The sequence below is a fragment of the Comamonas sp. NyZ500 genome, from assembly GCF_016772095.1.
GTDB lineage: Bacteria > Pseudomonadota > Gammaproteobacteria > Burkholderiales > Burkholderiaceae_C > Comamonas > Comamonas thiooxydans.
The window spans coordinates 148,808-174,626 of record NZ_JAEIJE010000009.1 but is presented as its reverse complement, the minus strand read 5'-3'; the positions used below and the strand labels follow the sequence as shown (position 1 = coordinate 174,626).

27 protein-coding genes are annotated in these 25,819 nt (G+C 61.4%); 13 read left to right on the top strand and 14 right to left on the bottom strand.

All coding sequences use genetic code 11. The features are described from left to right. Positions 1 to 85 precede the first annotated feature (85 nt). From JAO85_RS15370 to JAO85_RS15335, 8 genes are all read left to right on the top strand, one after another. Positions 86 to 1,084 carry a tripartite tricarboxylate transporter substrate binding protein gene (locus JAO85_RS15370; RefSeq protein ID WP_012839677.1) on the top strand — a complete coding sequence of 333 codons (999 nt, stop codon included), beginning with the start codon at positions 86 to 88 and terminating at the stop codon, positions 1,082 to 1,084. Between the two features lie 248 nt (positions 1,085 to 1,332). Continuing rightward, on the top strand, positions 1,333 to 2,076 hold the full coding sequence (locus JAO85_RS15365; RefSeq protein ID WP_012839678.1) for a sterol desaturase family protein: 744 nt from the start codon (positions 1,333 to 1,335) through the stop codon (positions 2,074 to 2,076). After that, positions 2,077 to 3,009: a fatty acid desaturase gene (locus JAO85_RS15360; RefSeq protein ID WP_039050828.1), complete on the top strand. Its 933-nt coding sequence runs from the start codon at positions 2,077 to 2,079 to the stop codon at positions 3,007 to 3,009. A gap of 17 nt (positions 3,010 to 3,026) precedes the next feature. After that, positions 3,027 to 4,961: an iron-containing redox enzyme family protein gene (locus JAO85_RS15355; RefSeq protein WP_202788444.1), complete on the top strand. Its 1,935-nt coding sequence runs from the start codon at positions 3,027 to 3,029 to the stop codon at positions 4,959 to 4,961. A 31-nt stretch (positions 4,962 to 4,992) separates the two neighbouring features. Next, positions 4,993 to 5,931, top strand: coding sequence for a hypothetical protein (locus JAO85_RS15350; protein ID WP_202788443.1), 939 nt, complete (start codon positions 4,993 to 4,995; stop codon positions 5,929 to 5,931). A 3-nt stretch (positions 5,932 to 5,934) separates the two neighbouring features. Next, positions 5,935 to 6,576 (top strand): DUF4375 domain-containing protein, encoded by a 642-nt coding sequence (locus JAO85_RS15345; RefSeq protein ID WP_039050830.1) that lies wholly within the window; start codon positions 5,935 to 5,937, stop codon positions 6,574 to 6,576. Beyond that, complete coding sequence (locus JAO85_RS15340; RefSeq protein WP_202788442.1) at positions 6,573 to 7,163, top strand: immunity 22 family protein; 591 nt, start codon at positions 6,573 to 6,575, stop codon at positions 7,161 to 7,163. The genes JAO85_RS15345 and JAO85_RS15340 overlap by 4 nt, the downstream gene beginning before the upstream one ends. Before the next feature lie 29 nt (positions 7,164 to 7,192). Beyond that, complete coding sequence (locus JAO85_RS15335; RefSeq protein WP_202788441.1) at positions 7,193 to 8,356, top strand: hypothetical protein; 1,164 nt, start codon at positions 7,193 to 7,195, stop codon at positions 8,354 to 8,356. 5 nt (positions 8,357 to 8,361) lie between these two features. Here the strand turns inward: JAO85_RS15335 and JAO85_RS15330 are convergent, their stop codons facing one another. The 5 genes from JAO85_RS15330 to JAO85_RS15310 all read right to left on the bottom strand — a co-directional run bounded on the left by JAO85_RS15330 (position 8,362) and on the right by JAO85_RS15310 (position 13,461). Further along, positions 8,362 to 10,137: a bifunctional diguanylate cyclase/phosphodiesterase gene (locus JAO85_RS15330; RefSeq protein WP_202788440.1), complete on the bottom strand. Its 1,776-nt coding sequence runs from the start codon at positions 10,135 to 10,137 to the stop codon at positions 8,362 to 8,364. Between the two features lie 225 nt (positions 10,138 to 10,362). After that, entirely contained in the window at positions 10,363 to 10,977 is a 615-nt protein-coding gene (locus JAO85_RS15325) for an SCO family protein (protein WP_012839686.1), read from the bottom strand. Between the two features lie 6 nt (positions 10,978 to 10,983). After that, the gene (gene cyoE / locus JAO85_RS15320; RefSeq protein ID WP_046461867.1) at positions 10,984 to 11,907 is read right to left on the bottom strand and encodes a heme o synthase; all 924 of its coding nucleotides are present in this window, start codon (positions 11,905 to 11,907) and stop codon (positions 10,984 to 10,986) included. A 74-nt stretch (positions 11,908 to 11,981) separates the two neighbouring features. Then, positions 11,982 to 12,713, bottom strand: a complete 732-nt coding sequence (locus tag JAO85_RS15315) for a hypothetical protein (RefSeq protein WP_202788439.1) — start codon at positions 12,711 to 12,713, stop codon at positions 11,982 to 11,984. Next, positions 12,649 to 13,461: an SURF1 family protein gene (locus tag JAO85_RS15310; protein WP_202788438.1), complete on the bottom strand. Its 813-nt coding sequence runs from the start codon at positions 13,459 to 13,461 to the stop codon at positions 12,649 to 12,651. Before JAO85_RS15310 ends, JAO85_RS15315 begins: the two co-directional genes overlap by 65 nt. 14 nt (positions 13,462 to 13,475) lie before the next feature. On the opposite strand from JAO85_RS15310, the gene JAO85_RS15305 reads away from it, so the two are divergent. Continuing rightward, on the top strand, positions 13,476 to 13,718 hold the full coding sequence (locus JAO85_RS15305; protein WP_041744308.1) for a twin transmembrane helix small protein: 243 nt from the start codon (positions 13,476 to 13,478) through the stop codon (positions 13,716 to 13,718). 131 nt (positions 13,719 to 13,849) lie between these two features. Here the strand turns inward: JAO85_RS15305 and JAO85_RS15300 are convergent, their stop codons facing one another. The 7 genes from JAO85_RS15300 to JAO85_RS15275 all read right to left on the bottom strand — a co-directional run bounded on the left by JAO85_RS15300 (position 13,850) and on the right by JAO85_RS15275 (position 20,525). After that, complete coding sequence (locus tag JAO85_RS15300) at positions 13,850 to 14,731, bottom strand: cytochrome c oxidase subunit 3 (protein WP_012839691.1); 882 nt, start codon at positions 14,729 to 14,731, stop codon at positions 13,850 to 13,852. Between the two features lie 88 nt (positions 14,732 to 14,819). Next, positions 14,820 to 15,017: a DUF2970 domain-containing protein gene (locus JAO85_RS15295; protein ID WP_003071276.1), complete on the bottom strand. Its 198-nt coding sequence runs from the start codon at positions 15,015 to 15,017 to the stop codon at positions 14,820 to 14,822. Beyond that, positions 15,014 to 15,628, bottom strand: coding sequence for a cytochrome c oxidase assembly protein (locus tag JAO85_RS15290; protein WP_034353987.1), 615 nt, complete (start codon positions 15,626 to 15,628; stop codon positions 15,014 to 15,016). The genes JAO85_RS15295 and JAO85_RS15290 overlap by 4 nt, the downstream gene beginning before the upstream one ends. 34 nt (positions 15,629 to 15,662) lie before the next feature. Further along, positions 15,663 to 15,773, bottom strand: coding sequence for a cytochrome oxidase small assembly protein (locus JAO85_RS25640; protein ID WP_003071272.1), 111 nt, complete (start codon positions 15,771 to 15,773; stop codon positions 15,663 to 15,665). Between the two features lie 10 nt (positions 15,774 to 15,783). Continuing rightward, a complete protein-coding gene (gene ctaD / locus JAO85_RS15285; RefSeq protein WP_003071270.1) occupies positions 15,784 to 17,427 on the bottom strand; it encodes a cytochrome c oxidase subunit I in 1,644 nt (547 codons plus the stop codon). Positions 17,428 to 17,461: 34 nt separating this feature from the next. Beyond that, a complete protein-coding gene (gene coxB, locus JAO85_RS15280) occupies positions 17,462 to 19,036 on the bottom strand; it encodes a cytochrome c oxidase subunit II (protein WP_202788437.1) in 1,575 nt (524 codons plus the stop codon). A 580-nt stretch (positions 19,037 to 19,616) separates the two neighbouring features. Continuing rightward, positions 19,617 to 20,525, bottom strand: coding sequence for a class I SAM-dependent methyltransferase (locus JAO85_RS15275; protein ID WP_202788436.1), 909 nt, complete (start codon positions 20,523 to 20,525; stop codon positions 19,617 to 19,619). An 86-nt stretch (positions 20,526 to 20,611) separates the two neighbouring features. On the opposite strand from JAO85_RS15275, the gene JAO85_RS15270 reads away from it, so the two are divergent. The 3 genes from JAO85_RS15270 to JAO85_RS15260 all read left to right on the top strand — a co-directional run bounded on the left by JAO85_RS15270 (position 20,612) and on the right by JAO85_RS15260 (position 22,379). Further along, the gene (locus JAO85_RS15270; RefSeq protein WP_237734858.1) at positions 20,612 to 21,352 is read left to right on the top strand and encodes a ComF family protein; all 741 of its coding nucleotides are present in this window, start codon (positions 20,612 to 20,614) and stop codon (positions 21,350 to 21,352) included. Positions 21,353 to 21,422: 70 nt separating this feature from the next. Continuing rightward, the gene (gene trmL, locus JAO85_RS15265) at positions 21,423 to 21,917 is read left to right on the top strand and encodes a tRNA (uridine(34)/cytosine(34)/5-carboxymethylaminomethyluridine(34)-2'-O)-methyltransferase TrmL (RefSeq protein WP_012839697.1); all 495 of its coding nucleotides are present in this window, start codon (positions 21,423 to 21,425) and stop codon (positions 21,915 to 21,917) included. An 87-nt stretch (positions 21,918 to 22,004) separates the two neighbouring features. Beyond that, on the top strand, positions 22,005 to 22,379 hold the full coding sequence (locus JAO85_RS15260; RefSeq protein WP_003071263.1) for a DUF4148 domain-containing protein: 375 nt from the start codon (positions 22,005 to 22,007) through the stop codon (positions 22,377 to 22,379). Between the two features lie 103 nt (positions 22,380 to 22,482). Here JAO85_RS15260 and JAO85_RS15255 read toward each other — a convergent pair whose 3' ends face one another. Together JAO85_RS15255 and JAO85_RS15250 are read right to left on the bottom strand one after the other, a co-directional pair. Then, positions 22,483 to 22,947, bottom strand: coding sequence for a MaoC family dehydratase (locus JAO85_RS15255; RefSeq protein ID WP_003071260.1), 465 nt, complete (start codon positions 22,945 to 22,947; stop codon positions 22,483 to 22,485). 132 nt (positions 22,948 to 23,079) lie between these two features. Beyond that, the gene (locus tag JAO85_RS15250; protein WP_003071257.1) at positions 23,080 to 23,712 is read right to left on the bottom strand and encodes a LysE family transporter; all 633 of its coding nucleotides are present in this window, start codon (positions 23,710 to 23,712) and stop codon (positions 23,080 to 23,082) included. Between the two features lie 204 nt (positions 23,713 to 23,916). On the opposite strand from JAO85_RS15250, the gene kefC reads away from it, so the two are divergent. Beyond that, positions 23,917 to 25,809: a glutathione-regulated potassium-efflux system protein KefC gene (gene kefC, locus JAO85_RS15245; protein ID WP_003071254.1), complete on the top strand. Its 1,893-nt coding sequence runs from the start codon at positions 23,917 to 23,919 to the stop codon at positions 25,807 to 25,809. Positions 25,810 to 25,819 lie beyond the last annotated feature (10 nt).

Below are 25,819 nucleotides of genomic sequence, written 5' to 3'. Positions count from 1 at the left end.
TAATTTCCGGGTTTTTTATTTTTCGGCATTGATGCATGTTCTCATGCACACCGATCGCCTATCAAGAATTCAAAAGAGACCTGCCATGCCTATTCGCACTTCGCACATCTTGAAGAACCTGTCCCGCCGCAGCCTGGTTGCGGCAGGAGTCGCCATGGTGGCGACAGCAATGGCTCCGGCCGTCCTGGCAGCCGACAACTGGCCCGACAAGCCCCTTCATCTGATCGTGGGCTTCCCCGCAGGCTCCTCGCCCGACCTGACAGCCCGCGCATTGGCCGAGCCATTGGAGAAGAAGCTGGGTCAGACCATCATCGTGGAAAACCGCGTGGGAGCCGGCGGCAATATCGCCGGCGAATATGTCGCCAAGGCTGATGGCTACACCTTCAGCGTGATGATCAACGGCAATATGACCATTGCCAAGATGCTCAACCCTGCCGTGCGCTATGACCCCATCAAGGACCTGCAGCCCGTGAGCCTGATCGGCGTGGCTCCGCTGGTACTGGTAGCCCCTGCGTCGGCCCCACAAGGCAAGGCCTTTATGGAAGCGGCCGCCAAGGCTGGCGACAAATGGAGCTATGGCTCGCCCGGTGTCGGTACCGTGGGCCATCTGGGCATGGAACTGCTCAAGAGCCGCTCGGCCATCAAGGCCGTGCACGTGCCCTATACCGGCTATCCTCAAGTGTTCAACGGCATTCAGGGCGGCGATTTGAAGCTGTCCATGCTCCCTCCGGCACTGGCCATGGCACAGATTCAGGCCGGCAAGCTGCACGGCATTGGCGTAACCTCTGCAGCACGCAGCCCGCTGGCTCCCGGCCTTCCCAGCCTCAAAGAGCTCGGCGTCAACAACTTTGATCTGGAAATCTGGAACGCCGTGGCTGCGCCCAGGTCCATGCCCAAGGCCCATGTGGACAAACTGGCGGCTGCCGTCAGCGAGATCGTGCGTACGCCCGAGATGCGCCAGAAGCTGTCCATGCAAGGCTGGCAAGCCGTGGGCAGCTCGCCCGAAGGCCTGAGCAACCGCATCCAGCAGGATGTGAAGGCGCTGGGCACCATCATTCGCGAGCAGGGCATCACGGCGCAGTAAACACGCCTCCTGAGCCGCTTTGCGGCTTCCCCCGAGGGGGAAGACAGCCTCGCCGCGCGGCGGCGCTTGCTCGCAGTCACGCAGATGACGTGCGCCAGTTTTCCTCCATCCCACACGCTGAAGCTACTCCGGGTATCAACGAGAGCTACTGCGGCGTCCTTTATCATGCGCCCGACAGGCATGGGTTTACGCTATGCCGTCGGGCGCATTGTTGTATCTGGGGCAGCGCCACCGCTTTTGGAGCCTTCATGGACGCTGGTACCTGGTTCACGCAGCTCAATGCCTGGCAAGTCATGGCATTGGGCCTGGTTTTTTTCGGGGGTATTTATCTTCTGGGCGGCCTGCTCATGGGCGCTCTGACGGCATCTCTTGCCCGTGCCGGTATTGGTAAGCCACTGGATATACGTCCGCTCAAGCCCGACCAGTTGCAACGTGAATGGCGCCAGTCCTTTCATTCCATACTGATCTTCGGCATAGGCATGATCGTCCCCTGGGGCTTGCTGCAACTGGGCTGGGCCCAGCTCTCGCCCACCGCCAGTGCTGGACGCATCGTTGTGGAGATCTTTGCGCTGCTGATCTGGAACGATGTGCACTTCTGGATCAACCACCGCCTGCTGCACACGCGCCGCCTGGTGCGCTATCACGGCGACCATCATCGCTCCGTGGTGACCACGCCCTGGTCCACCTACAGCTTTCACCCCATCGAGGCGCTGATGCTGGGCAACATCATCTTGCTGCCCATGCTGGTGCATGACTTCTACTTCTGGTCGCTGGCCTCGGTGCCGGTGCTGAGTCTGATCCTGAATCTGATCGGCCACTCCAACTACGATTTTTTCCCCTCAGTCTCAGATACCCATCCACTGGCCGCCAGCCGCCGTCACCATCTGCACCACGCGCGCCCGGCAGGCAACTATGGCTTTGCGCTGGCCTTCATGGACCAGCTCATGCGCACGCGGGTCGCAGACAACACCCCCAAAAGCTCCAGTCACTGAATGAGCAGGCACCCAGGTCAGCGCCGGTATCCAGTCCTGCGTCACTGGCGGGACTGGCAATCCGTCTTCTACATGATTCTGCTGCCGCTGCTCGTGTGGTGGCAGTGGAGGCATGGCTTCAGCTTCATTCTCTACAGCATCGAGCTGTTTCTGACATTGGGAGTCGGCGTGATTCATCACAACCACACCCATGTGCGCATGTGGTGGGGGCGCTGGACCAACCGCTTCACCGATTACTGGCTGACCCTGCTTCAAGGCCACCCCACCTTTGTGTTCTGGCCCGCCCATGTGGCCAATCACCATCGATTTCGCCATGGACCGCGCGATCTGGCGCGCACCTACCGGCCAGAATGGGGTGGCGATACCAACCATCTTTGGGGCTACCTGATTCACCCGGTGCAGGCGGCTCTTGTGCTGTACCCGCTGTTCTTTCGCTGGCTGAACAATCTGCACCGTCACTGGCCTGGCGCCTTTCGCTACTGCATGGGGCAATACACGCTGTGGCTGGGAAGCTGGAGCTTCTTTCTCTGGCTGGACTGGCAAAAGGCGTTGATCTTCATCATTCTTCCCCAGTTGCACGGCCTGCACTGGCTGCTGGCTACCAACTATCTGCAGCATGCCCACGCCGATGGCCGGCCGATGACCAGAGCGCAGCGCAATACTCCAGGTATCGAGCTGAACTACGCGCGCAACTTTGAAGGCCTGGTCAACCCCCTGCTTTTTAATATTGGCCTGCACACCGCGCACCATGAATGCCCGCATGCCCACTGGTCCGAACTGAGCGGGCTGCATGAGCGCATTTACCGCCAACGGGTCACACCTGCATTGAACGAAGGTGGCCTGCTGCCTTATATGGGACGCGTGTTTGTATTGGGTCTGGTCTGGCCCGCGGCAAGAACCCAGCCGCAGATGCCGCCCGACGCTGTGAAGTAAAAACCTGTTGAGGATCTATGCCTGTTGCCTATTCCAAGGTCTATCTGCAATCTGCCGGCATGTTTCTGCCTGGTGCCCCGGTGGACAACGCTGGCATGGATGCGTTTGTAGCACCGCTGAACCGCATCTCCGAGCGCATCAAGCGCCGCATCCTGGCCGAAAACGGCATCCAGACCCGCCACTACGCCATTGATGGCGAAGGCCAGACGGTGTTCAGCAACGCCCGCATGGCTGCCGGCGCCATCGAGGAGACCCTGGCCCTGGCCGGCAAAAAGCTCGGCGATGTCGGCTTTCTGTCCAGCGGTTCCTCGGGGGGGGACGCGCTGATGCCCGGCTTTGCCAGCATGATTCAGGGCGAAATGGCCGCCCCGCCCATGGAAACTCTTTCTGTGCATGGGGTCTGCGCCGCCAGTGTGGGGGCCATGCAAGCCGCAGCCATGGCCGTGGAGAGCGGCGCCCATGCGCTGGCCCTGTCGGTGGCCAGCGAAATGCCCTCGCGCCTTTTCAAGCGCTCGCGCTTTGCAGCCCAGGGCTATGACACCGATTTCGACGCCCACTTTCTGCGCTGGATGCTGTCCGACGGCGCGGGCGCCGTGTTGCTGGGCGGCCCCAAGGCCCTGCCCCAGGCCAACGGACTGCGCCTCAAGCTCAAGTGGACGCACCAGCGCAGCTTTGCCGGCGACTACCCCGTGTGCATGCAGTTGGGCATGACGGCCGATCGCGGCAAAAGCCATCTGGACTTCCCTGCCTGGAGCGATGCCGAGGCCGCAGGCGCTCTGGCACTGCGCCAGGACATTCGCCTGCTGCCGCATCTGTTCGATGTCTGCATTCACGAATATGCAGCCCTGGCCCACCAAGGCTGGGTGCCCGAGCGCGGCATAGACCACTTTCTCTGCCACTATTCGTCGGAGCGCTTCATCCCTGTGGTCGACGAGCTGCTGGGCAAGGCCCAGCTCAGCATTCCACGCGAGCGCTGGTGGAGCAATCTGGCATGGCGCGGCAACACGGGTGCAGCGTCCATCTTCATCATGCTGTCGGAGTTTCTGCAAAAACAGGGCCAGAGCCTGAAAGCCGGCGACACCGTACTCTGCTTCATCCCCGAGTCGGGCCGCTTCACCGCAGGCTACATGCTATGGGAAGTAGAGCTTGACACGCAGACACACAAAGTGATTGAGGCCAATTTCCCTCAGAAATCCGTGCACACTACGACGCAAGCAGATGACGCGCTTCCCGATGTTTCGACCATCGCCGCGCCCCATGACCCAGCTGCAGCGCCATCGCAGCTGGCTCCGCTGCTGACAGAGCTGGCCAGCATCTGGCAGGATTACCGCAGCAATGTCTGGCGCACGCCCCTGCTCCAGCGCATGCGCACGCGCCAGTTGCAGATCACCGACTATCTGCGCTGGATGAGCCACTGGATTCCCCAGGTACGCGAAGGCAGTCTGTGGATGCGCGAAGGCGCGGCCTCGCTGACCGGTGACTACGCCACGCTGGCCTCGCTGATCGACCTGCATGCAGGCGAGGAGCAGAACGACTTCAAGATTCTGCACAGCGACTATCTGAAGGCCGGCGGCACCGAGACCGACATCAACCGCCTGCGCCGCAACCCCGGCGGCGAAGCGCTCAATGCCTATCTGCACAGCCTGGCTGCCACGCCCAACCCGATCGGCCTGCTGGGCGCCATCTACATCATCGAAGGCACGGGCCAGCGCATCGTTCCCAGCCTGCTGCCCCTGCTACGCCAGAGCCTGCCGCTGCCGCCCGATGCCTTCCGCTTTCTCGAATACCACGGTGCCAACGACGAGAACCACCTGGAGCGCTGGCTGCTGGCCGTGCAGATGGCGCTGGAGCTGGACAGCGAAGGCACGGCCCAGCAGGCCATACTGCAGACCGCACGCAACACGGCCGCCATGTACCTGATGCAGTTCCAACATGTGCTGACCGAGCGATAACTAGAAACAGCAAGAAGCACCGGGAGGATTCATGAAGAACGAGTTCAACGACCATGTCTGGGACGAGCGCGACCCCAGCCCCTGGCTGGCGCTCTACCTCGACCAGAGCACACCTTTGCCCGATGACGTCAAGGCCGCCTGGCTGCGCGACTGCAGCAGCAGCTCGCGCCAGTTCTTTCTGCCGGCCATGCGGCCACTGGCGCGGCTGTCCATGATCGTCATTCAGGCGCTGAAGATCTTTCTGCCCAAGCGCTGGTCGCACTCCATGCTGCTGCACCGCCTGCTGGCCTTCGGCATGAAGAAGTTTCTCTCGCCAGAGGCCAACTGGCTCATCATGCGCCACTTTCATCTGGGCTCCCAGGTACTGGCCTTCGTCGCCGCCAATGCCCCGACCAAGGTCAGCACCGCGCCCTTGATGCCCGTGGAAATCGACGATGTGAAGGACGAGCTGTTTCTCAAACACGACCTCAACCTCTTCAACTTCGTGATTCGCCTGAACAAGGCACTGCGTGAGAACGGGCAGGAACTGGTACCCGTGGCCGAGCCCGATTTTTCCATGATCCGCGAGCCCGATCTCAGGCTCGAAGACATGCCGCGCGGGCGCTTCAACGTCATCGACCTGCAAAGCGCCATCGAGCTGTACACACCCATCTACCAGTTGCTGCTGACCGACAACGACTTCTGGCGCGCCAGCAACTCGCTGCAGCTCGACGAAACCGTTGCCATCTACTGCGCCAAGATCCTGGCCTCGCCCGAGCATCTGGTGCTGCTCAACAACAAGCACCCCATGGTGCCGCTGTCCACCCTGTATGCCGCCTACCGTCTGGTGCTGCACGGCCTCTCCACCGAGATGCTGCACTCGCTGCTGACACGCATGGCCAACGGCGAGCACCCCATTCCCGCGCGCGAGCTGGCCAAGATGCACCGGGCCGCCGAGACGGTGATGGATCAGACCGCCGCACAAAGCTGAACCATGGACCCACGAAGCAACCGCATCACAGGCGTTCGCATCGACGAGCAGACCATTTGGCTTGCACTGGCCGACGGACGTGAACTGGCCGAGCCCATCAAGCGGCATATCCGCCTTGAAAAAGCCACACCCGAGCAACGCCTGGCATGGGCGCTGACCGATGAGGATCACGGTCTGAACTGGCCGGCACTATGGCAGCCCTCTGCTGCAGGCATGGTCAGCGTCTGGGACCTGGATCAGGACAGTCTCTACAACCAGGCTATGGGCGCGCTGATCGCCGCCCAATGGGACATCACCCGGATATCCCCGGTCCAGCATGAGCTGGTGGCTCTATGGCGCATGGAAGCCGATATCAACAATGGCGGCTTTCTGCAGTTTCTGGGCAACTGGGGGCTGGCCAACCATCAGCTTACCCTGCAGGCTCTGCAGGCCATAGGCGCGCCCATCACGTGCCAGTGTCTGCAGGACATGTTTGCGGTACTCAAGCGCTTCGAGGAGGGGCCAGAAAAAGTGGACTACTCTGATCTGCCGGCACTGCTGACGGATGCCGAGCATGAGCAGTTGCAGGAACTGGAAGAAGCCTTCTGGGACTACCCGGAGCCTTTGAACAAGCTGGTGGTCATGCACTACGGACCCGTCCAATGAAGTCTGAAAACGAATCCGGCAAGACCTATTCGCAGGCATTTCGCAAAGCCCTGGTGGACGAAGCGCTGAACCGCACACCAGGCGGCGGGTTTCCGGAGCTGGAAAAGCGCCACCACCTCAAGCCCGGCACCCTGTTCGACTGGGTCGATGAGCTGGGCCCGACACCGCCGCCTGCGCCTTTTTCTGCACTGCATTTCTGGATAGGCAATACGCCGCTGGGCGAGCCGGAATTTGCCCGCTACTTTGAACATGCAGACAATTACTGGGATCTGGAAGTCGAAGACATCGAGGGCAGCAGCGAAGATGTCACGGGTTGCGGTTTCTGCCAGGACCTGGGCAGACAATTTCTGTTCGACGAAGACCTGCTGCTGATGATCTGGCTGCCCGAGCCTGTTCCTGTCGCCGCCTTGGTGAGCCAGAGCACACTGGACTCCGACACATCGCTCGCACTCATCGTGCAGGCCTGCGAGGCCCAGGGCATTCACACGGCCAACGCCATGTTTGTCTATGCCGACCCCACCGAGCAGATCACCGATCCGGAAAAGCTCTACAACGGACTGAGCTACATCGGTCTTTTTGACGACTGACGCAGCTCAGGCGCTTTTTCATCTTCTTCATGCAAGACTTGATTGCCCAGATTTCGCAGCAATGGCTGCAGCTGCCGGATTGCCAGGCCGAACACAAGGACGCTGCCAGAACACGCATTACCAGCAACGTGGCAGCCGGCTTCATGGATGTCGAATTCTTTGTGCACCACGGTGGCAACGGCGCTTTCTCGGCCACCAGGTATGAGGAGACCATGCAGTTGGGCGCGGAGCATCGGCTTCATGCATGGATCACGCTGCGCGATGCGGCCAGTGAAGTCATACACCATGAAGTCAGCTGCAACCCCGGGCGCTTTGCACAGCTGCTGCATGAATGGCGTGCAGCGCCTGATGCAGCACCGGCACAGGTCACCATCCAAGCCATGGCCCGCAGTCCATATACCGACGAGACCGAAGCCTGTGTACCTGCGATGGATCAGGATCTGAACCTCGGCATGCTGGACACGCTTGCCGATGCCGGGCCGGCGCTCGAACAGCTGCAGGCCGATGTGGCGGCCATCGACCCCGTGCGCCTGCTTCAATCCTGGCCGCGCGATGATCGCGGACGACTTGCGGCGCGCACCACCGCCATACTCGCGGCCTATGGCTCTGCCACCCGCAAACGCCAGCCCTGCCTGATGGTTCGATCGGTCATGCAGTCAAAGATGCCGGGCTGGCAATTGCTTCTGTCGTCCGAGCTTCTCTACAACTGCCGCCATCAATGGAGTGATGCCCGCTGGCTGTGGTCGCCATCAGAGGCCCCCAAGGACTCGGCTCTGGAGCGCAAGGCACGCAATCTGATGGCACAAGGCAAGGTCAGCGAGGCCTGCGCCCTGTATGGCATCGAGCTGCACGAACGCGTGCGAAGACTAGCAGCAGGTCAGTCATTCCAGCGCTTCTCGCCCGCGCCAGAGGCCTGGGCGCAAGAGCTGCGAGCCGCTCTTCTGCAACTGGCTCCGTGGCGTCTCACGGCAGGCCTGCAACGCATACAGGAGCACCTGATTCAGGCCAACCGCAAGCCGCCCAAGCCCGGCAGTTGGGAGCGCAAGCTGTTCTGGTTCTCGGGCCAGCGCCAACAGGCGCGTTGGGGCCCCGGAGTGCGCTTCGACGAAGATGGCAAGCCGATGCTGGACCTGATCGTCACCGCATCCAACGAGCATTTTCCCGAGCCTGACTGGAAGCGGCAGCCACGCTAATCCCGTCAAACCACTGCCAGCCAGTCCCGCACCTGCTCGGCGGGCATGGCGCGCGAATGCAGCCAACCCTGGAAAAACTCGCAGCCGATGTCGCGCAGCAGCTGCAGCTGATCGGCCTCTTCGACACCTTCGGCCACCACCTCCAGATCCAGCGCATGGGCCATATGCACAATGCCGCCCATCAGCCTGTCCCGACAAGGCGAGGGAAACAGAAACTCCCGCCCCAGCTTGACGCGCTGCAGCGGCAGATATTGAAGATAGGCCAATGACGAATGGCCGGTGCCGAAATCATCCAGCGCAATCGTCACTCCCAGCCGAGCCAGCCCCTGCAGCACTTCGCTCCCCTGAGCGGGATTGATCATGGCCTGGGATTCGGTCACTTCCAGCTCCAGCCATTGCGGCGGTACCTGATAGCGCTGCAGACAGCTGCTGACCTGCTCGACCAGATTCACCTGCCGCAGTTGATAGGCAGAAAGATTGACCGCTACCCGCAACGGCGTACCGGCCTTGAGCCACAAAGCGATCTGCTTGCAGGCTGCGTCGAGCACATAGTTGCCCAGAGCCACGATCTGGCCCGAGGCCTCGGCCACCGGAATAAAGCGCGCCGGACTGACATTGCCCAGCAAGGGATCATGCCAGCGCAGCAAGGCCTCCACAGCCACCACAGCGGCGCTCTCGACCTTGACCTGAGGCTGGTAGTGCAGTTGCAAGCCACCATAGCTGAGCGCCATGCGCAAGCGCTCGGCCAGTTGCACACGTTCGGCCATTTCCTTGCCCATGGCGGGTTCGAAAAACACCGCATGGCCGCGCCCCTGGCCCTTGGCGCTGTACATGGCCATATCGGCGAAGCGCATCAGGTCGTCGCCGGTCTGCGCATCGTCGGGATAAAGGGCAATGCCCACGCTGGCACCAAAATCCAGCGCCAGCCCGTCATGCTTGAAGGGGATGGAGAGCGCCGCCAGTATCTGCTCGCTCCAGAAGCGGGCCCGGGCCGCATTCTCACCCACCAGCAGCACCATGAATTCGTCGCCACCCAGGCGTGCCAGCACGCCCTCGCTGCGCAGCTGGGATTTCAGCCGCCTGGCGACCTCCCGCAGCAGCTGATCGCCTGCGGCATGGCCGTAGCCGTCATTGATGGCCTTGAAGTTGTCGAGATCAAGTTGCAGCAGGGCCAGTGCTTCGCCGTCAGCCTGCGCCAGCTTGAGTTGCTCCTGCAGCTCCTGGCCGAATTGCCAGCGATTATTGAGGCCGGTCAAGGTGTCCTTGGTGGCCTGAAACTTCAGGCGTTGCTGCATCTGATGCAACTCCGTCACATCACGCACAAAGGCTATGGCCAGACCTTTGTCGTCATCGCCAAAATAGCCAAGAGCAATGTCCACCGGCACGGCATTGCCCTGCTTGCGCTGCAGCCACAGCACGCCACCCAGCCCCATGGGCCGGCGCGATGGCTGGGCGAAGTAGCTGCGCAGGTAATGGCCATGCCCGGCCTGAAACTCGGGCGGCAGCAGCGTGTCCAGCGCCTGCCCTTCGAGCTCGCCGCGCCCGTAGCCTGAAATGGCCTGCATGGCAGCATTGGCCGTCACGATGTTCCCGTCACGATCCACCAGCAAAATGCCGTCCGGAGCGGCATCCAGCGCCTGCTGCTCACGCCGGCTCAGCATGGCGGAAAGACTCACTCCCTCCTGCCAGGCCGACATGGCCAGTCGCAACCGGCGCTGGCAGTCCGCCAGCGCTGGTTCAGACACCGGTTTGAGCATTGAAGAAAAAGGGCACTCGGCCATACACGGACTCCAGATATCCACTCTGGCGTCCCTGCGTGCAGCCACTCCCCATGCTGCATCAACGGCCTGCATGCCCAACTCTAGGAAGCCGGATCGAGCCTTGCCAAGTGTTTGAAGTCGCTCACTATGCGCGCGACATCGCATGCTCTCCTTGCGCTATATCAAACACCAACATGTAACAATAAATTTCAAAACCCGAGGCCAATGCTGCTGGTCGCGACAGCTTCAGCCCAGCAGTGCCTTCACGTCCTGAGTCAGCAACTGCGGCCCCGCGCCGTAGCGCTCGTACACGCGCAAGCGGCCCTGGGGATCGAAAAGATAGGTACCGGCCGAATGATCGAGGGTGTAAGTTCCTTCAACCTTGCCTGGCACCTTCTTGAAGAAAATCTTGAAATCCTTGGCCACGGCAGCAATCTCGTCTACCGTACCGCTGAGTCCCACAAAGCTCTCGTCGAAGTTGGCCAGGTAGGCCTTGAGTACCTCAGGCGTATCACGCTCGGGATCCAGAGACACAAACACGGCCTGCAGCTTGTCGCCATCGGCGCCCAGCGCCTGCTTGACTTCAAGCAGTTCCTGCAGCGTGGTGGGGCAGACATCAGGACACTGGGTGTAACCGAAGAACACGGCCACCACCTTGCCCGAGAAGTCCTTGAGACTGCGCTTTTTTCCGTGGACATCGGTGAGCGGAATGTCCTTGGCATAGTCTGCCCCCGTCACATCCACGCCCTGAAATTTGGGCTTGCTATCGTCCTTGCAGCCAGTCAATGTCAATGTGGCCGCACCGGCCAGTGTTGCGGCGCCTACAGCGCCGAGTACGCGAAGCGCACCTCGTTTATCCATGATCGGTCAGGCCAGGTAATGATCCACCAGCAGCGCGGCAAACAGCAGGCTCAGATGGATCAGGGAAAAGCGGAAGGTCTTGCGTGCCAGCGCATCCGAGTAGTTGCGCAGCAGTGCCCAACCATAACCGCAAAAGCCCAACCCCAGAATCACTGCGGCAAAAAGGTAGAGATAGCCGCTCATTCCCACCACAAAAGGCAGCAGACAGCCGGCGAACAGCACCAGGGTATAGAGAAACACCTGCAGCCGCGTGAAGGCATTGCCATGCGTGACCGGCAGCATGGGCAGACCGGCGCGCCGGTAGTCCTCCACTCGGTACAGCGCCAGCGCCCAGAAATGCGGCGGCGTCCACAGAAAGATGATGAGAAAAAGCAGCAGGGCTTCATGCCCTACCTGTCCCGTCATCGCCGCCCAGCCCAGAACAGGCGGCATGGCACCCGATGCCCCGCCGATGACGATGTTCTGGGGCGTCAATGGCTTGAGCACCAGGGTGTAAATCACGGCGTAGCCGATGAAGGTGGCCAGCGTCAGCCATAGCGTGAGCGCGTTCACGGCCAGCAGCAAGATGGCGGCCCCTGCGGCGCACAGCAAGGCCGAAAACAGCAAGGCTTGGGAATGCGAGAGCTCGCCGCGCGCCGTGGGGCGCCAGGCCGTGCGCTTCATGCGCGCATCGATGCTGCGCTCGACCAGGCAGTTGAAGGCCGCTGCCGCCGCGGCCACCAGCCAGATGCCTGCACATGCCACCAGCATGCGACCCCAGTCCTGCCAGCCGGGAGCGCCAGGCACGGCCAGCACCATGCCGATGAAGGCGCAAAAGACGATGAGCTGCACCACCTTGGGCTTGGTCAGCGCGTAATACTGTGCCCAGCGCGAAGCAGCCGCTCCTGCTGCCGGAACCGCGTCTTTCAAATCCGAGATTTCTGCCTGCATGCGGCCCTCCTCGCTGGCCATGATTCAGATCGCTGATAGCGCTTGCGAGAGCCGGCTACCGCGGGTTTCAACAGCTATTTCTGCGCCGTTTCGGCCGTGGCTCGCCCGGCCTCATCCCAAGAGGCAGAGGCACGCAGCAGCCGCTCCAGATCGCGCTTGGCCTTGCCGGCCGTGGCTTTGTCCATGTTTGCAGGAAAGCGCATCATCCAGTGACCCTGCGGATCGACCACATACAGATGCTCGTCCAGTGCATGTCCCGCCTCGGGCTTGAGCCAGTTGCCGATGACTGTAGCGGGCACACGCAGCGTTGTGGCTTGCTCGGCAGCAGGCAGGATTTTTTCAGGCACAGGCTGCTGGTCGCTGATGAGCCAGACCCAGTCCAGCCGGTCTTTTTCACGGCCCAGGGTTTCACGCAGCTGGCGCTGCAGATAGAGATGATCCTGACAGCGTTGCCCGCAGTCCCCGGCACTGGTGCTGAGCAGCAACCACTGGCCCTTGAGGCTGCTCAGATTCACGCTGCGTCCGTCCAGCGTATTGGCCTGTACCTCGGGCAGACCGGGCTGCTCGGCAATCAGCTCGCCATAGCTGCGCTGCTGCGAAGGACGCAACACGTAGTAGGTGAAGTAGGAGGCCAGCACCGGCGCCGCACAGACCAGCAGCACGGCCAGCATCTTCCAGCGATCGCTGCGCGCCTGGCTCTGCGCGGGATCGGGCAGGCCGTGGACCGCAAAGCTCAGCGGTTCATCCCTCGGGCTGCGCTGCGCGGCGGCCGGGGTAAAAGCGTCGGACGAGTTGAAACCAGACATAGAGCAACACCACCAAGACACTGAGTCCGAACCACTGAAAAGCATAGCCGTAGTGCTTTTGCACACCGGCATTGATCTGCGGCCAGTCGCGCAGCAAGCCTTCGCTGGCGCTGCCGCTTTGCACCACGCTCAGCGCCAGCAGCGGCAAGCCGCTTTGCTGCGCCCACAGGGCAATGTCTGCATTCTGTCGGATGCGCGACTTTTGCTCATCAGGGTCTGCCCCGCCATGGGCCGCTTCCAGCTCCATCAGCCTGGACGGCGGTGCCTCCAGCCTGCCCTCGATGCTGACCAGGCCTGCAGGCGTCTGCACCTCGGGCAGGAGCGCGCGGTCCATGAAGTTGCGTGGTGCCCAGCCACGCTGCACGACGACGACCCTGTGCCCGTGAGGCGCACTCAGTCTGAAAGGCGTGAGCACATAGAAGCCAGCTCTGCCCTGCATCTGTCGGTTGTCGAGAAAGATGGTCTGCTCGGCCAGCCACTGGCCCTGCAGTTGCACGGGTCGATGCAGCAGCGTCGCCTGTTGCGCTTGGCCGATGGATTCGGATGCCAGCGGCACTTCTGCTGCCAGTTGTGCGTTATGCCAGGGCTCCAGCGCCTGCTGGCGCGTGATGGCATCAAAGATGGCCTGCTTCTGCGCTGCCCGGCCCAGTTGCCAAAAGCCCAGCGATGCTGTGGCGGCCACGCAGATCAAGGCCGCCGCAGAAATCAGTAGAAACCGCCAGAGGTCTGGAAATCGGGAAATGCGCACCAGATAATCCGTTCATGAAATTCGTGATCATTCTCGCCTTTCTCGCCATTTTGGCGAGTCTCGGCAGTGCGCTGTTCTTCATGATGCGCAGGGGCGACGACAGCGAAAGCTCGGAGGCCGACGACGCCGAGCGCAGCCGCAAGATGTTTCGCGCCCTGGCCCTGCGCGTGGCTTTGTCGGTTGCGCTGTTTCTCTGCGTTCTGCTGGCGGCCAAGATGGGATGGATACAGCCCACGGGCTGGCAGCCCGGGCAATAGACCGCTTTGCGCCGCGCTGGATAACGCTCCAAAAATAAAAGCGCCTTGCGCTTGCCATTCATCAAATTCAGCATTGTTTGATGCTGAATTCTATGTGGGTCATGCGCAAGACGCTTCTATTTTTGAATGTCTTACATCCAGTACACGAGGATGTAGAGAAAGACCCAGACCACGTCCACAAAGTGCCAGTACCAGGCCGCGCCTTCGAAGCCGAAGTGGTGCTTGTCGCTAAAGTCGCCCTTCATCAGGCGGATGGTGATGAAGAACAGCATCAGCATGCCCACCAGCACGTGGAAGCCGTGAAAGCCCGTCAGCATGTAGAAGGTGGAGCCGAAAACGCCCGAGTTGAGCTTGAGGTTGTAGTCGTTGTAGAGATGGTGGTATTCGTAGCCCTGCACGCAGAGGAAGACGAAACCCAGAATCACCGTCATCCACATGAAGCTGATGCAGCGCGCCCGGTTGTTGACCTGCAGCGCATGGTGGGCGATGGTCAGCGTCACGCCCGAGCTCAGCAGCAGCGCCGTGTTGATGGTGGGCAGCCAGAACGGGCCCACGGTCTTGAAGGGCTCGACAATATTCGCGGGCGACGCCGTGGCACCGGGGGCAACGCTGGGCCACACGGACTGAAAGTTGGGCCACAGCAGCTCGTTGGCCAGGCTGCCCAGCGCCGGCACCGAGTGCGCGCGAGCCCACCACAGCGCAGTGAAGAAGGCGCCGAAGAACATCACCTCAGAGAAGATGAACCAGCTCATGCTCCAGCGGTAGGACAGGTCGATCTTGCGGCTGTTGAGCCCGGCCTCGCTTTCGCGCGCTGCATCGCGGAACCAGACGAACAGCACGGCCAGCCACCAGACCAGACCGACGAACAAGGAATACATTCCCCATTCGTGACCATTGATCCAGGTGCCTGCGCCCAGGATCACAAAGAACAGACCGATGGCCGCCATCACGGGATGGCTGGATTCGGCTGGCACATAGTAGTAAGGGGTTGCGCCCTGCGGGGTTGCACTCATCACTCGGCTCCTGACTCTGTTGATCGTTGTTTTGACCGACGCTCCACTATCACTTGCACTGCATTCGCCACACCTGTTTCAGCCAAGGCTAAACGACCAGGTTGACGATCCATATCAACGCTAATACCAAGGCAAAAATCGCCACCAGCCCCACGGCAATCACATGCAGCGGAGTGATGCTGGCGAAATCCTTTTCGTACTCCTTGCCCTTGCGCACGCCCAGCATGGCCCACGCGACAGCCACAATGCTGCGCCAGAATCCGGTCTTCTTGACGTCCTGAGTCATGAACTGCCTCCGGGCGTGACGACTGCCGCCGTGCTGGCATCGGGCGCTGCAGGGGTCTTGCCGCCCACCTCGAAGAAGGTGTAGGACAGCGTGATGGTCTTCACATCCTTGGAGATGCGCGGATCGATGACGAAGGCCACCGGCCACTCACGCTTCTCGCCGGGCTCCAGCGTGTACTGCGAAAAGCAGAAGCACTCCAGCTTGTTGAAGAAGGCCGTGGCCTGGCGCGGTGCATAGCTGGGGATGGCCTGGGCGGCCATGCGCCGGTTCTGCACGTTCTGGAACTCATACATCACCGTGGCCAGCTCTCCGGGGTGAACCTGCACCGAACGCATGGCCGGCTTGAAGTCCCAGGGACCGCGAGCATTGGCATCGAACTCCACGGTGATGGTGCGGCTGGTATCGATCTGGCTGTTGGGCGGAAGCTTCACGTCGCGGCCCGCCACGCCGGCGCCGGGCACCTGCTTTTCGGACAGCGACAGGATGTTGATGCCCGTCAGCTCGCAGATATGCTTGTAGATGGGAATGAGCACATAGCCAAACGCAAACATGCCCAGGGCAACGATCGCCAGCTTGCCCACCATCTTCGCGTTTTCCTTGGCTATGCTCACCTCAAGCTCCTCCACTCGTTGCCATCGGGCTGCGTCAATGCAGCCAGGCCATCTTCACCACAAATCCGATAAAGAACACGACAGCCGTGGAGGCCAGGATCAGCCCCAGCCTCAGGTTGTTCTTGCGTTGCTCCTGGGTCGTCATACGCGCCTCCTCAGGCTATCACCTTCGTCGCGGTTTCATCGAGCTTGGGAGGCGTCTCGAAGGTGTGGAACGGCGCCGGAGAAGGCACTTCCCATTCCAGACCCTCGGCCGCTTCCCAGGGTTTTTGCGGTGCCTTCTCGCCATGGCCGCGCATGGCGGGCCAGACGACGAACAGGAAGAAGTACACCTGCATCAGACCGAAGCCAAAGCCGCCGATGGAGGCAATCATGTTGAAGTCGGCGAACTGCATGGGGTAGTCGGCATAGCGACGCGGCATGCCGGCCAGACCCAGGAAGTGCATGGGGAAGAAGGTGATGTTGAAGAAGATCAGCGAGCCCCAGAAATGGATGCGGCCACGCGTCTCGGAATACATCACGCCCGTCCACTTGGGCGACCAGTAGTAATAGCCGGCAAACATGGAGAACAGCGAACCGGCCACCAGCACATAGTGGAAGTGGGCCACCACGTAATAGGTGTCCTGCAGCTGGATGTCGATGGGCGCCATGGACAGTATCAGTCCCGTGAAGCCCCCCATGGTGAACACGAAAATGAAGCCCACGGCGAACAGCATCGGGGTTTCAAAGCTCATGGAGCCGCGCCACATGGTGGCCGTCCAGTTGAACACCTTCACGGCCGTGGGCACGGAGATCAGCATGGTCGCGTACATGAAGAACAGCTGACCCGTGACCGGCATGCCCGTGGTGAACATATGGTGCGCCCAGACGATGAAGGACAGGATGGCAATCGCCGCCACGGCATAGACCATGGAAGTGTAGCCAAACAGCTTCTTGCGGCTGAAGGCGGGCACGATCTGGCTGACGATGCCGAAGGCCGGCAAGATCATGATGTAGACCTCGGGGTGACCGAAGAACCAGAAGATGTGCTGGTACATCACCGGATCGCCGCCGCCCGCAGGATTGAAGAAGCTGGTGCCGAAGTGGCGGTCGGTCAGCGTCATGGTGATGGCGCCGGCCAGCACCGGCATCACGGCGATCAGCAGATAGGCGGTGATCAGCCAGGTCCAGGCAAACAGCGGCATCTTCATCAGCGTCATGCCGGGCGCGCGCATGTTCAGGATGGTGACGATGATGTTGATCGCGCCCATGATGGAGCTGGCACCCATGATGTGCATGGCAAAGATGCTGGTGTCCATGGACGGACCCATCTGCAGCGTCAGCGGCGCATACAGCGTCCAGCCGGCCGCCGGCGCACCGCCGGGCATGAAGAACGAGCCCACCAGCATGATGCCGGCGGGAATCAGCAGCCAGAAGCTGAAGTTGTTCATGCGCGCAAACGCCATGTCGGAAGCACCGATCTGCAGCGGCAGCATCCAGTTCGCGAAGCCCACGAAGGCCGGCATGATGGCGCCGAACACCATGATCAGGCCGTGCATGGTGGTGAGCTGGTTGAACAGCTCGGGGTTGACGATCTGCAGGCCGGGCTCGAACAGCTCGGCACGGATCAGCATGGCCAGAATGCCTCCCACCATCAGCATGGTGAAGGAGAACAGCAGGTACATCGTGCCGATGTCCTTGTGGTTGGTGGCAAACAGCCAGCGGCGCCAGCCCGAGGGCATGGCGTGGTGATGGTCGTCGTGCCCATGGTCGTGACCATGGCCCTCATGGGTGTGGACGGGAGGAACTACGGCGCTCATATTCTTTTCTCCAATCGGTCTCTATACCCGGGGCTTACTTCGCGGCCGTGATGTCAACACGGCGTGCCTGCTGGTCCGCGCCTGCCGCAGCCGTGATGGTCTCGGGCTTGCGCAGCTCGATGCGGTCACCTGCAATACCGCTGTCCTCCAGCAGCTTGGCCACGGCCTTGGCTCGCTCCTTGGCCAGCTCCGCGTTCTTGTCGGCGTTGCCGGTGGAGTCCACAAAGCCCGACAGAGCAATCTTGCCGTCCTTGTGGGCACTCCAGTACTCGGCCGCCTTCTTCACCGCAGCCTGGGCCTTGTCGTCCAGCACGCTCTTGCCGGTCTCGAAAAAGACTTGATAAGGGCCGGCGTCGCTGGCAGCAGCGGCTGCACCTTGTGCAGGGGCGGCAGAGTCTGCCGCAGGAGCGGCGGGTGCAGCACTGCCTCCGCCTTCAGGGAATTTGCCGCCACGCGCTGCCATGAACTGGGCGGGCTGCACCAGTTGGCCGGTCTGGTTGCTCCAATGATTCTTGGCAAAGGTCACCACTGCGGCCAGTTCGGTGTCGCTCAGCTGCTTCCAGGCCGGCATGGCACCGTTGGCGCGGCCTTCGAGCACGGCGTGCATCATGTCGGCCGTGGGACCCAGCACCACGGGACTGCCGTCCAGCGGCTTGATGGGACCGGCACCCTTGCCATTGGCCTGGTGGCAGGCTGCGCAGTTGGCCGCATAGACTTTTTCGCCACGTGCCACCAGATCGGCCAGCACCCAGACCTTGTTCGGGTCATCGGCCTTGGCGGCCAGCTTCTTCTTCTCTCCGGCCACCCAGGCGGTGTAGGCTTCGGCAGACAGCACCTTCACATGAATGGGCATGTAGGCATGCTCCTTGCCGCACAACTCGGCACACTGGCCGTAGTAGTCGCCGGTCTTCTCGGCCTTGAACCAGGTATCGCGCACGAAGCCGGGAATCGCATCCTGCTTGATGCCAAAGGCCGGCACCATGAAGGAGTGGATCACATCGTTGGCCGTGGTGATGATGCGCACCTTCTTGCCCACGGGTACGACCAGCGGGTTGTCGACCCTGAGCAGATAGTCGTTGGGCGCATTGCTCACATCGCCGCTGTTGGACATCTGACGCTGGGCATTGTCCAGCGTGGAAACAAAGCCCAGGCCTTCGCCCTCGCCGCTCAGATAGTCATAACCCCATTTCCACTGATAGCCGGTGGCCTTGATCGTGAGGTCGGCATTGGTCGTGTCCTTCTGTGCCACCAGCACCTTGGTGGCGGGCAGCGCCATCAGAATCACGATGATGAAGGGAGCAACCGTCCAGGCCACCTCCACCTTGACCGATTCATGAAAGTTCGCAGCCTTGGCACCCTGGGATTTGCGGTGCTTCCAGATGGAGTAGAACATCACCCCGAACACCGCGATAAAGATCACCGTGCAGATGATGAGCATCATCCAGTGCAGCCAGTGCTGCTCCACGGCAATGCGTGTCACAGGCGGATGCAGATTGAGCTGGTTGACGGCAGGGCCTCCCGGCAGATCCTGCGCCGCATAGGCCATGGAACTACCCCACGCCGCCAAGGCCAAACTCCAGGGAACCAGCTTGGTGGAAATGTTTTTCATCGTTTTCACTTACCTCTAAGCCTCAGTTGTCCACTCGCTCACACCGCTTCGTGCCGCTGCCGGCCAGAAGGCTGTGACACTCACACTACCTCGCGAACTTCAACGCAGCATGCCCCAGAATTTGATAGCACTGTCTGCGCGCATTCACTAATGCATGTACCGGAAACCCATGCCAATCGACCTTGCGTAGGCAGGCCTGACCGGACTTGAAACTCGTACTGGCAAGCGCATCTCACGGCAAGTGCCGGAGATGGCTGAAACTGGCCTGGCAGCCGAGACAGAAGGGAAGAAGATGGGACGTCCCTGCACCGCGACAACCGCCGGGCACAGGGATGCGTCAGCGCAGCAAAAGGCTGGCTTGTGGTGATGATGAAATGCGAAAACCGGCCGCTGTCGAACCCGCTGGCCAGTCCCCTTGGCAAAGCGAAACACCCGATATCTCCCCTGGCGGCTTGGGCCGCACTGTCTGGTTTCCTTCAGGCAGGAGAGAAGCCCGAAGGATTGCTGCTATCCATGAAATAACTAGGGGAAATTGTAGGCAGCTTTGTGTCGAATCAATGACCGGAAAACGACAGATGTGCTATCGCAAACCCGTGTTGCGGGGCTGCTTGAGCATGGCCTTCATGTCTTCCAGCGACACGGCGCTGTTGGCTTCCAGACGCAGCTTGGGCTGCGGTTTGTAGGCGTGGCCATAAACGATCTCGAAGGTCAGCGAGAGCTGTCCATCGGGCTGCTTGTCGGCCCAGCGCTCCGCCATTTTCTGCAGCAGCCCGGCCTTCCAGCCACGGCCACGCAGACCGGCAAAACGCCCGGGGTGCAGATTGCGGCCCAGTTCGCGCAGTTCCTGCAACAGACGCTGCGGCGTGGCAAAGGTCAGAGTGATGCGCTCCATGTCCATCACCGGCTCGGCAAAGCCGGAATGCACCAGCATGTCGCCCCAGTCATGCATATCGGTAAACGTATGACCTGCCGGCCCCCAGCCGAGTTCGGCGTAGAGCCGATGCAGCTGCTGCACCGTATCCGGCCCGAGGCAGGAGAACATGACATAGCCGTCGACCTTGAGTGCCTTGTGCCAGCGCTCGATCAGGGTCTGCGGATCGGCTGCCGTATGCAGCAGCATATTGGCCCAGAGCATGTCCATGCTGGCATCTGCGGGCGCCCCCATCTGCACGGCAGCCCCCTTCCAGCGCGAAAGCTGCCACCAGCGGCTGCCGAGCTTGTCCTGGGCCACGGCCTCGCGGCGGGCTACGGGTTCATAGATCGTGCATTCGGCCTGCGGATAGCGCTCGCGCAGCAGTTGGTGAGCCTGCATGCCGCCGCGAACCGGCTCCCAGTGACACCAGGTCTCAGGCGGCTTCACGATCCAGTCCAGGCGCTGCTGCATGCGACTGGCCACCTCTTCGTGCAACCAGGGAGATTCGGCCGGAGCGGCCATTTGCCAATGGTTTGCAGCTGCAGAATCAATTGTTGGAGGCAGGACGTGGGACATGGGCGGACAGAAGCAGGCAGAGAGTCGAGCGAGCCGCTCACCAACTGCCGGAGTGAAGATCAATGCGGCGCGAGTATATTGATTCCATGCCCGACCTTCATGCGACATGGCTTTCACACCTGCGCCGCCAGCAGCAGCGTTGGCTGGATGCCTTGCCCAGCCAATGCGCAATCTGTGGACGCTGGCCGGGGCCGCGTATCTGCCGCGACTGCCATGCACGCTGGGCCCAGCACAAGCACCGCTGCCACAGCTGTGCCCTGCCGCTGCCGGCTCTGGTCAGCCTCTGCGGCAACTGCCTCAAGCAACCACCCCGACTCAAGCGCTGCACCGCCGCGCTGGACTATGCCTACCCATGGCAAAACCTCATCACACGCTACAAGTTTCAGGCCGACCTGGGGTTGGTGCGCAGTCTGGGCAGGCTGATGGCCGGTCACCCCGAAGTCAGGGAGCAGTTACGGGCCTGCGATGCCTTGCTGCCCATGCCGGCCTCCGCACAGCGCGTGCGCGAGCGCGGCTTTGACCACAGCCTGCTGCTGGCACGCTCCCTCTCTGAGCAATACGACAGGCCTTTGCCCTTGCTGAGCGAGGCTGTGCAACGCCAACACCTGGAGCTGCCCCAACATGCCTCCAGCCGGGAACAAAGACTGCGCCAGCTGCGCGGCATTTTCAGCCTCACCCCGGCTCGACAGGCTCTGGTGAAAGGGCGGGAGATTTTGCTGCTCGACGACGTGATGACCACCGGTGCCACGCTGGATGCACTGGCAGGCTGCCTGCTGTCGGCCGGCGCGGCATCGGTCAACGCCGTCGTGCTGGCACGCACGCCTTGACCCATATTCGCCAGTCTGGAACTGCGAAGGCGGCAGCGTGGGTCAAAGCCGGGCTGCACAATAGCGCCCCATGTTTCATATCGTTCTTGTGGCGCCCGAGATCCCTCCCAACACGGGCAATGTCATCCGTCTGGCCGCCAATACGGGTTGCAGCCTGCATCTGATCGAGCCGCTGGGCTTTTCCATGGAAGACCGGCATATGCGCCGCGCCGGACTGGACTATCACGAGTACGCCAATGTAGCCCGCCACGCCAGTTGGGACGCCTTCCTCGAAACCTGTCAGCCGCAGCGCGAGCGCATGTTCGCCATGACCACGCATAGCAGCAGCCCGGCGCATGCCATGGAATTCAAAGCTGGCGACTGGCTGGTCTTTGGCTCTGAAAGCAAGGGACTGCCACCCGAGGTGCGCGCCCAGTTCCCCAACGAGCAGCGACTGCGCCTGCCCATGCTGGCATCTCAGCGCAGCCTGAACCTATCCAATGCCGTGGCCGTGACGGTGTTTGAAGCCTGGCGTCAGCAGGGCTTCGCGGGTGCTGCCCTTGCAGAGCCCAAGACGGCTCTTTAAGTTCCCGCTTATTGTCTCCATTTTCGGAACAATAAGTTGCGCAACAAGGGGTTTTTCTCGCAATTAGATCGTCCTAAAGTACGACTCATGGACTTGCAGCCGACCGACGATATCCGCCAGGACTGCAGGCCCGATGTACCCAAAGGACGAATCATGAAATACGCCAACCGCCTCGCCATCGTTGCCACCCTGGCCATGTCCGCCGCCGCTGCACAGGCCGCAGGCTTTGACTTCACCGGCGATCACTACCCTCCCGAAGTTGCATCACAGTCCACCCTGACCCGTGCCCAGGTCAAGGCCCAGGTGCAGGACGCCATGGCCAGGGGTCAGCTGCAGCCCGTTGGCGATGCCTATCTGCCTCTGTCCCAGCAACAGCAATCCAGCAACCTCAGCCGTGAGCAGGTGCGCCAGGAAACCATTGCCGCTGGCAAGGCCGGTTTGCTGGACAACTATGGCGAATGACGACCCCTGCGCAGCACCCTGCTGTGCAAGGTGCTGCTCAATAACAAAGCCCCAAGGCCGATGCCAAGGGGCTTTTTTCATGGCTTGAAAATTACGCCGCGAATCAGGCCGCAGCACCAAAGCTGCGCGCCAGCGACTCAGCCACGCACACAGGCTTGTCGCTGCCCTCGCGCTCCACCGTCACCAGCCAGGTCATCTGGATGCCGGCCGGCTCGATGCGCTCCGCCGCCTGCAATGTCATGCGGGCCCGCAAGCGGCTGTTGACGGGAACCGGGGCCATGAAGCGCACACGGTTGAGCCCGTAGTTCACTCCCATCTTGGCGCCTTCGATCTTGAAAGTGCCTTCGAAAAACTGAGGCAGCAGGGACAGCGTGAGAAAGCCATGGGCAATCGGCGCGCCGAACGGCCCCTGGGCTGCGCGCTCGGGATCGGTATGAATCCATTGCTGATCGCCCGTGGCATCGGCAAACATTTGAATCTGGGCCTGTGTGATGGTGATCCAGTCGCTGACGGCGACTTCCTGCCCAATCGAGGCCAGCACTTCGGAGTAGGAGCGAAAGGTTTTCATGCCCCCAATGTAGAAGCCCCCTGCCCTGCGCCATGTCTGACGCGGGACAAGGGGCTTACCCTAGATTATTCGATCAAATATGCCGCAAGCTCAATCTATTCATACGCTTGCAGCTATGTTTTTTAAAGCGGATCAGGCTTCACCGGAGCGCTGCACAAAGAACAGCCCCGTGCCCACCGCCATCAGCAGGCCGCCGAACACGCGGTTCTGGTTGCGCATGGCGCGTGCGCTGCGCATCAGGCCGCGCAAGGCGCTGGCGCCTGCGGCATAGCTGTGCATCACCGTGGTATCCACGGCCAGCATGGTCACGGCCAGAATCGCCAGCTGCGGGGCCAGAGGACGGCTGGTGGTCATGAACTGGGGCAGCACGGCCACCATGAAGATGATGCCCTTGGGATTGGTGGCATTGGTCAGAAAGCCCGTCAGTACGCGCTTTTTGAGACTGGCCTCGGGCACGGCCTCTTGCGTTGCCAGCGGCGAGCCACCGGAGCGCCACTGGCTGATGCCCAGATAGATGAGATAGCCGGCGCCCACGATCTTGACGGCATTGAAGGCCCATTCGGATGCCATGAGCAGCGAGCCCACGCCGGCCCCGGCTATCAGCAAGATGAGCAGCAACCCGAGCTGCAGACCCATGATGGTGGCGCTGGTCTTGCGCACGCCGTAGGACAGACCATGACTCATGGACAGCACGGCCCCCGAGCCCGGCGAGACCGCAATGATCCAGGAGGCCACAAAAAAAGCAAACCAGGTGTGCAGATCCATACTCACTCCAAACGCCGATCTAAAGCGCCAGTCACAAAGCGCCTATCTTAAAAGTTGCGCGGTCAACTTGCAGACGCATGGTTGACCAGGCGCTATAAGCAGCAGGTAACCATTCGTCCCATTTTTCTTTCTGTCAAAAATCTGACGCCTGACTGCGGGTGCCAAAATGGAATCTCTCTAGGGTTAACACCACATAACATTCCCATGGAACACGGCTCTCCCATCTGGCTGACTTACGGCTTCATCTATCTTACGGCGGCAGTTCTAGCCGTCCCCATCGCCAGAGCCCTGGGCCTGGGAGCCATCATCGGCTACCTGGGCGCCGGCATTGCCATGGGCCCCTGGGGTTTTGGTCTGGTGCGCAATGTGGACGACATCCTGCACTTTGCCGAATTTGGCGTGGTGCTGATGCTGTTCGTGATCGGACTTGAGCTGCAGCCCAAGCGCCTCTGGGAGCTGCGGCGACCGATCTTCGGCTGGGGCATGGCGCAAATGGCGGTCTGCACCGGCATTCTGTTTCTGGCCGCATGGGCCTTTGGCCTGTCCTGGCGCGTCAGCCTGATTGCGGGCATGGGTCTGGCACTGTCGTCCACCGCTGTCTGCCTGCAGATCATGGCCGAGCGCAATCTGATGCGTACTCCCAGCGGACAGGCCGCTTTCTCCATCCTGTTGTTCCAGGACGTGGCGGCCATCCCCATCCTGGCGCTGATTCCGATTCTCGGCGCTTACAAGGCTGCCCATGCCAGCCACGGTGACAGCCATGTCTGGCTGGCCATTCTCAAGACCGTGGGCACGATTGGCGCCGTCATCATCGGAGGCCGATTGCTGCTGCAACCGCTGCTGCGCTGGATTGCGCGCAGCAAGACCCCCGAGATCTTCACCGCCACTTCCTTGTTGTTGGTCGTAGGCATCGCCATGCTGATGACACAGGTGGGCCTGTCCATGGCGCTGGGCGCCTTCCTTGCCGGCGTGCTGCTGGCCGACAGCGAATACCGCAGCGAGCTGGAAACCAATATCGAGCCGTTCAAAGGGCTGCTGCTGGGCCTGTTCTTCATGGCCGTGGGCATGAGCATTGACTTTGGCGTCATCCTCCAGTCTCCCTGGGCCATGGCCGCCATGGTGACGGGCTTTATTGCACTGAAGGCAGTGATGATCTTCGGCTTGGCCAAATTCATGCAGATTCCCTGGCGCGAACGCCCGGTGTTCACGCTGATGCTGGCGCAAGGCGGGGAATTCGCCTTTGTGGTGTTCCAGACAGCCGCGCAGTACAAGGTGTTTCGCCACAGCGTCTCGTCCATGCTGGTCGCAGCGGTGGCTCTGTCCATGCTGCTGGGCCCGCTGCTGCTGGTGCTGCTGGATAAACTGCTGCTGCGCCGCTTTTCCACCATCAAGGATGAGGAATGCGGCTCCGACAAGGCCAAAGAGATCTCCGAGCCTCAGGACTCGCCCATCATCATTGCCGGCTTCGGCCGCTACGGCCAGATCGTGGCTCGCGTGTTGCTGGCCCAGGGCATACGCCCGACCATCCTGGACCATAGCGTGGAAATGCTGGAGGCCGCGCAGATCTATGGCCACCGGGTGTTTTACGGCGATGCCACTCGCATGGATCTGCTGCGCATTGCAGGCGCAGCCAAGGCTCATGTGCTGGTGATTGCCGTCGACACTCCCGAGCAGTCCCTCAAGATAGCCAGCCAGGTACGCAAGCATTTCCCCAACCTGGAGATCGTGGCCCGCACCCGGGATCTCAATCACTGGTTCCAACTGCGCGACCTGGGTGTGGAGCATGCCCAGCGTGAAGTGTTCGAGTCCAGCCTGATCTCGGCCCAGTCGGTGCTGGAGCTGTTAGGTCAGAGTCCGGCCGAGGCCAAACGCATCACGGCACGCTTCAGGGAGCACAATCTGGCACTGGCCGAGCGCATGTACCCGCATTACAAGGACAAGAACCAGCTGATTGCGGTGGCCAAGCAGGGCCGCCAGCAACTGGTGGAGCAAATGGCCAAGGAACGTGCCGATCTCCTGGCTGGCAACGCCGAGGCAGAGGATACGCCCCAGGCCAGCGAGCAAGACCACAGTCCGGCTGATGCCCGACAGCCGTGATACGCTGCGC

Bases quoted from the DNA above. Each gene is read 5' to 3' on its own strand.
- JAO85_RS15370 (WP_012839677.1), top strand. From the start codon at position 86: ATGCCTATTCGCACTTCGCACATCTTGAAGAACCTGTCCCGCCGCAGC.
- JAO85_RS15365 (WP_012839678.1), top strand. From the start codon at position 1,333: ATGGACGCTGGTACCTGGTTCACGCAGCTCAATGCCTGGCAAGTCATG.
- JAO85_RS15360 (WP_039050828.1), top strand. From the start codon at position 2,077: ATGAGCAGGCACCCAGGTCAGCGCCGGTATCCAGTCCTGCGTCACTGG.
- JAO85_RS15355 (WP_202788444.1), top strand. From the start codon at position 3,027: ATGCCTGTTGCCTATTCCAAGGTCTATCTGCAATCTGCCGGCATGTTT.
- JAO85_RS15350 (WP_202788443.1), top strand. From the start codon at position 4,993: ATGAAGAACGAGTTCAACGACCATGTCTGGGACGAGCGCGACCCCAGC.
- JAO85_RS15345 (WP_039050830.1), top strand. From the start codon at position 5,935: ATGGACCCACGAAGCAACCGCATCACAGGCGTTCGCATCGACGAGCAG.
- JAO85_RS15340 (WP_202788442.1), top strand. From the start codon at position 6,573: ATGAAGTCTGAAAACGAATCCGGCAAGACCTATTCGCAGGCATTTCGC.
- JAO85_RS15335 (WP_202788441.1), top strand. From the start codon at position 7,193: ATGCAAGACTTGATTGCCCAGATTTCGCAGCAATGGCTGCAGCTGCCG.
- JAO85_RS15330 (WP_202788440.1), bottom strand. From the start codon at position 10,137: ATGGCCGAGTGCCCTTTTTCTTCAATGCTCAAACCGGTGTCTGAACCA.
- JAO85_RS15325 (WP_012839686.1), bottom strand. From the start codon at position 10,977: ATGGATAAACGAGGTGCGCTTCGCGTACTCGGCGCTGTAGGCGCCGCA.
- cyoE (WP_046461867.1), bottom strand. From the start codon at position 11,907: ATGCAGGCAGAAATCTCGGATTTGAAAGACGCGGTTCCGGCAGCAGGA.
- JAO85_RS15315 (WP_202788439.1), bottom strand. From the start codon at position 12,713: ATGTCTGGTTTCAACTCGTCCGACGCTTTTACCCCGGCCGCCGCGCAG.
- JAO85_RS15305 (WP_041744308.1), top strand. From the start codon at position 13,476: ATGAAATTCGTGATCATTCTCGCCTTTCTCGCCATTTTGGCGAGTCTC.
- JAO85_RS15300 (WP_012839691.1), bottom strand. From the start codon at position 14,731: ATGAGTGCAACCCCGCAGGGCGCAACCCCTTACTACTATGTGCCAGCC.
- JAO85_RS15295 (WP_003071276.1), bottom strand. From the start codon at position 15,017: ATGACTCAGGACGTCAAGAAGACCGGATTCTGGCGCAGCATTGTGGCT.
- JAO85_RS25640 (WP_003071272.1), bottom strand. From the start codon at position 15,773: ATGACGACCCAGGAGCAACGCAAGAACAACCTGAGGCTGGGGCTGATC.
- ctaD (WP_003071270.1), bottom strand. From the start codon at position 17,427: ATGAGCGCCGTAGTTCCTCCCGTCCACACCCATGAGGGCCATGGTCAC.
- coxB (WP_202788437.1), bottom strand. From the start codon at position 19,036: ATGAAAAACATTTCCACCAAGCTGGTTCCCTGGAGTTTGGCCTTGGCG.
- JAO85_RS15275 (WP_202788436.1), bottom strand. From the start codon at position 20,525: ATGTCCCACGTCCTGCCTCCAACAATTGATTCTGCAGCTGCAAACCAT.
- JAO85_RS15270 (WP_237734858.1), top strand. From the start codon at position 20,612: ATGCCCGACCTTCATGCGACATGGCTTTCACACCTGCGCCGCCAGCAG.
- trmL (WP_012839697.1), top strand. From the start codon at position 21,423: ATGTTTCATATCGTTCTTGTGGCGCCCGAGATCCCTCCCAACACGGGC.
- JAO85_RS15260 (WP_003071263.1), top strand. From the start codon at position 22,005: ATGGACTTGCAGCCGACCGACGATATCCGCCAGGACTGCAGGCCCGAT.
- JAO85_RS15255 (WP_003071260.1), bottom strand. From the start codon at position 22,947: ATGAAAACCTTTCGCTCCTACTCCGAAGTGCTGGCCTCGATTGGGCAG.
- JAO85_RS15250 (WP_003071257.1), bottom strand. From the start codon at position 23,712: ATGGATCTGCACACCTGGTTTGCTTTTTTTGTGGCCTCCTGGATCATT.
- kefC (WP_003071254.1), top strand. From the start codon at position 23,917: ATGGAACACGGCTCTCCCATCTGGCTGACTTACGGCTTCATCTATCTT.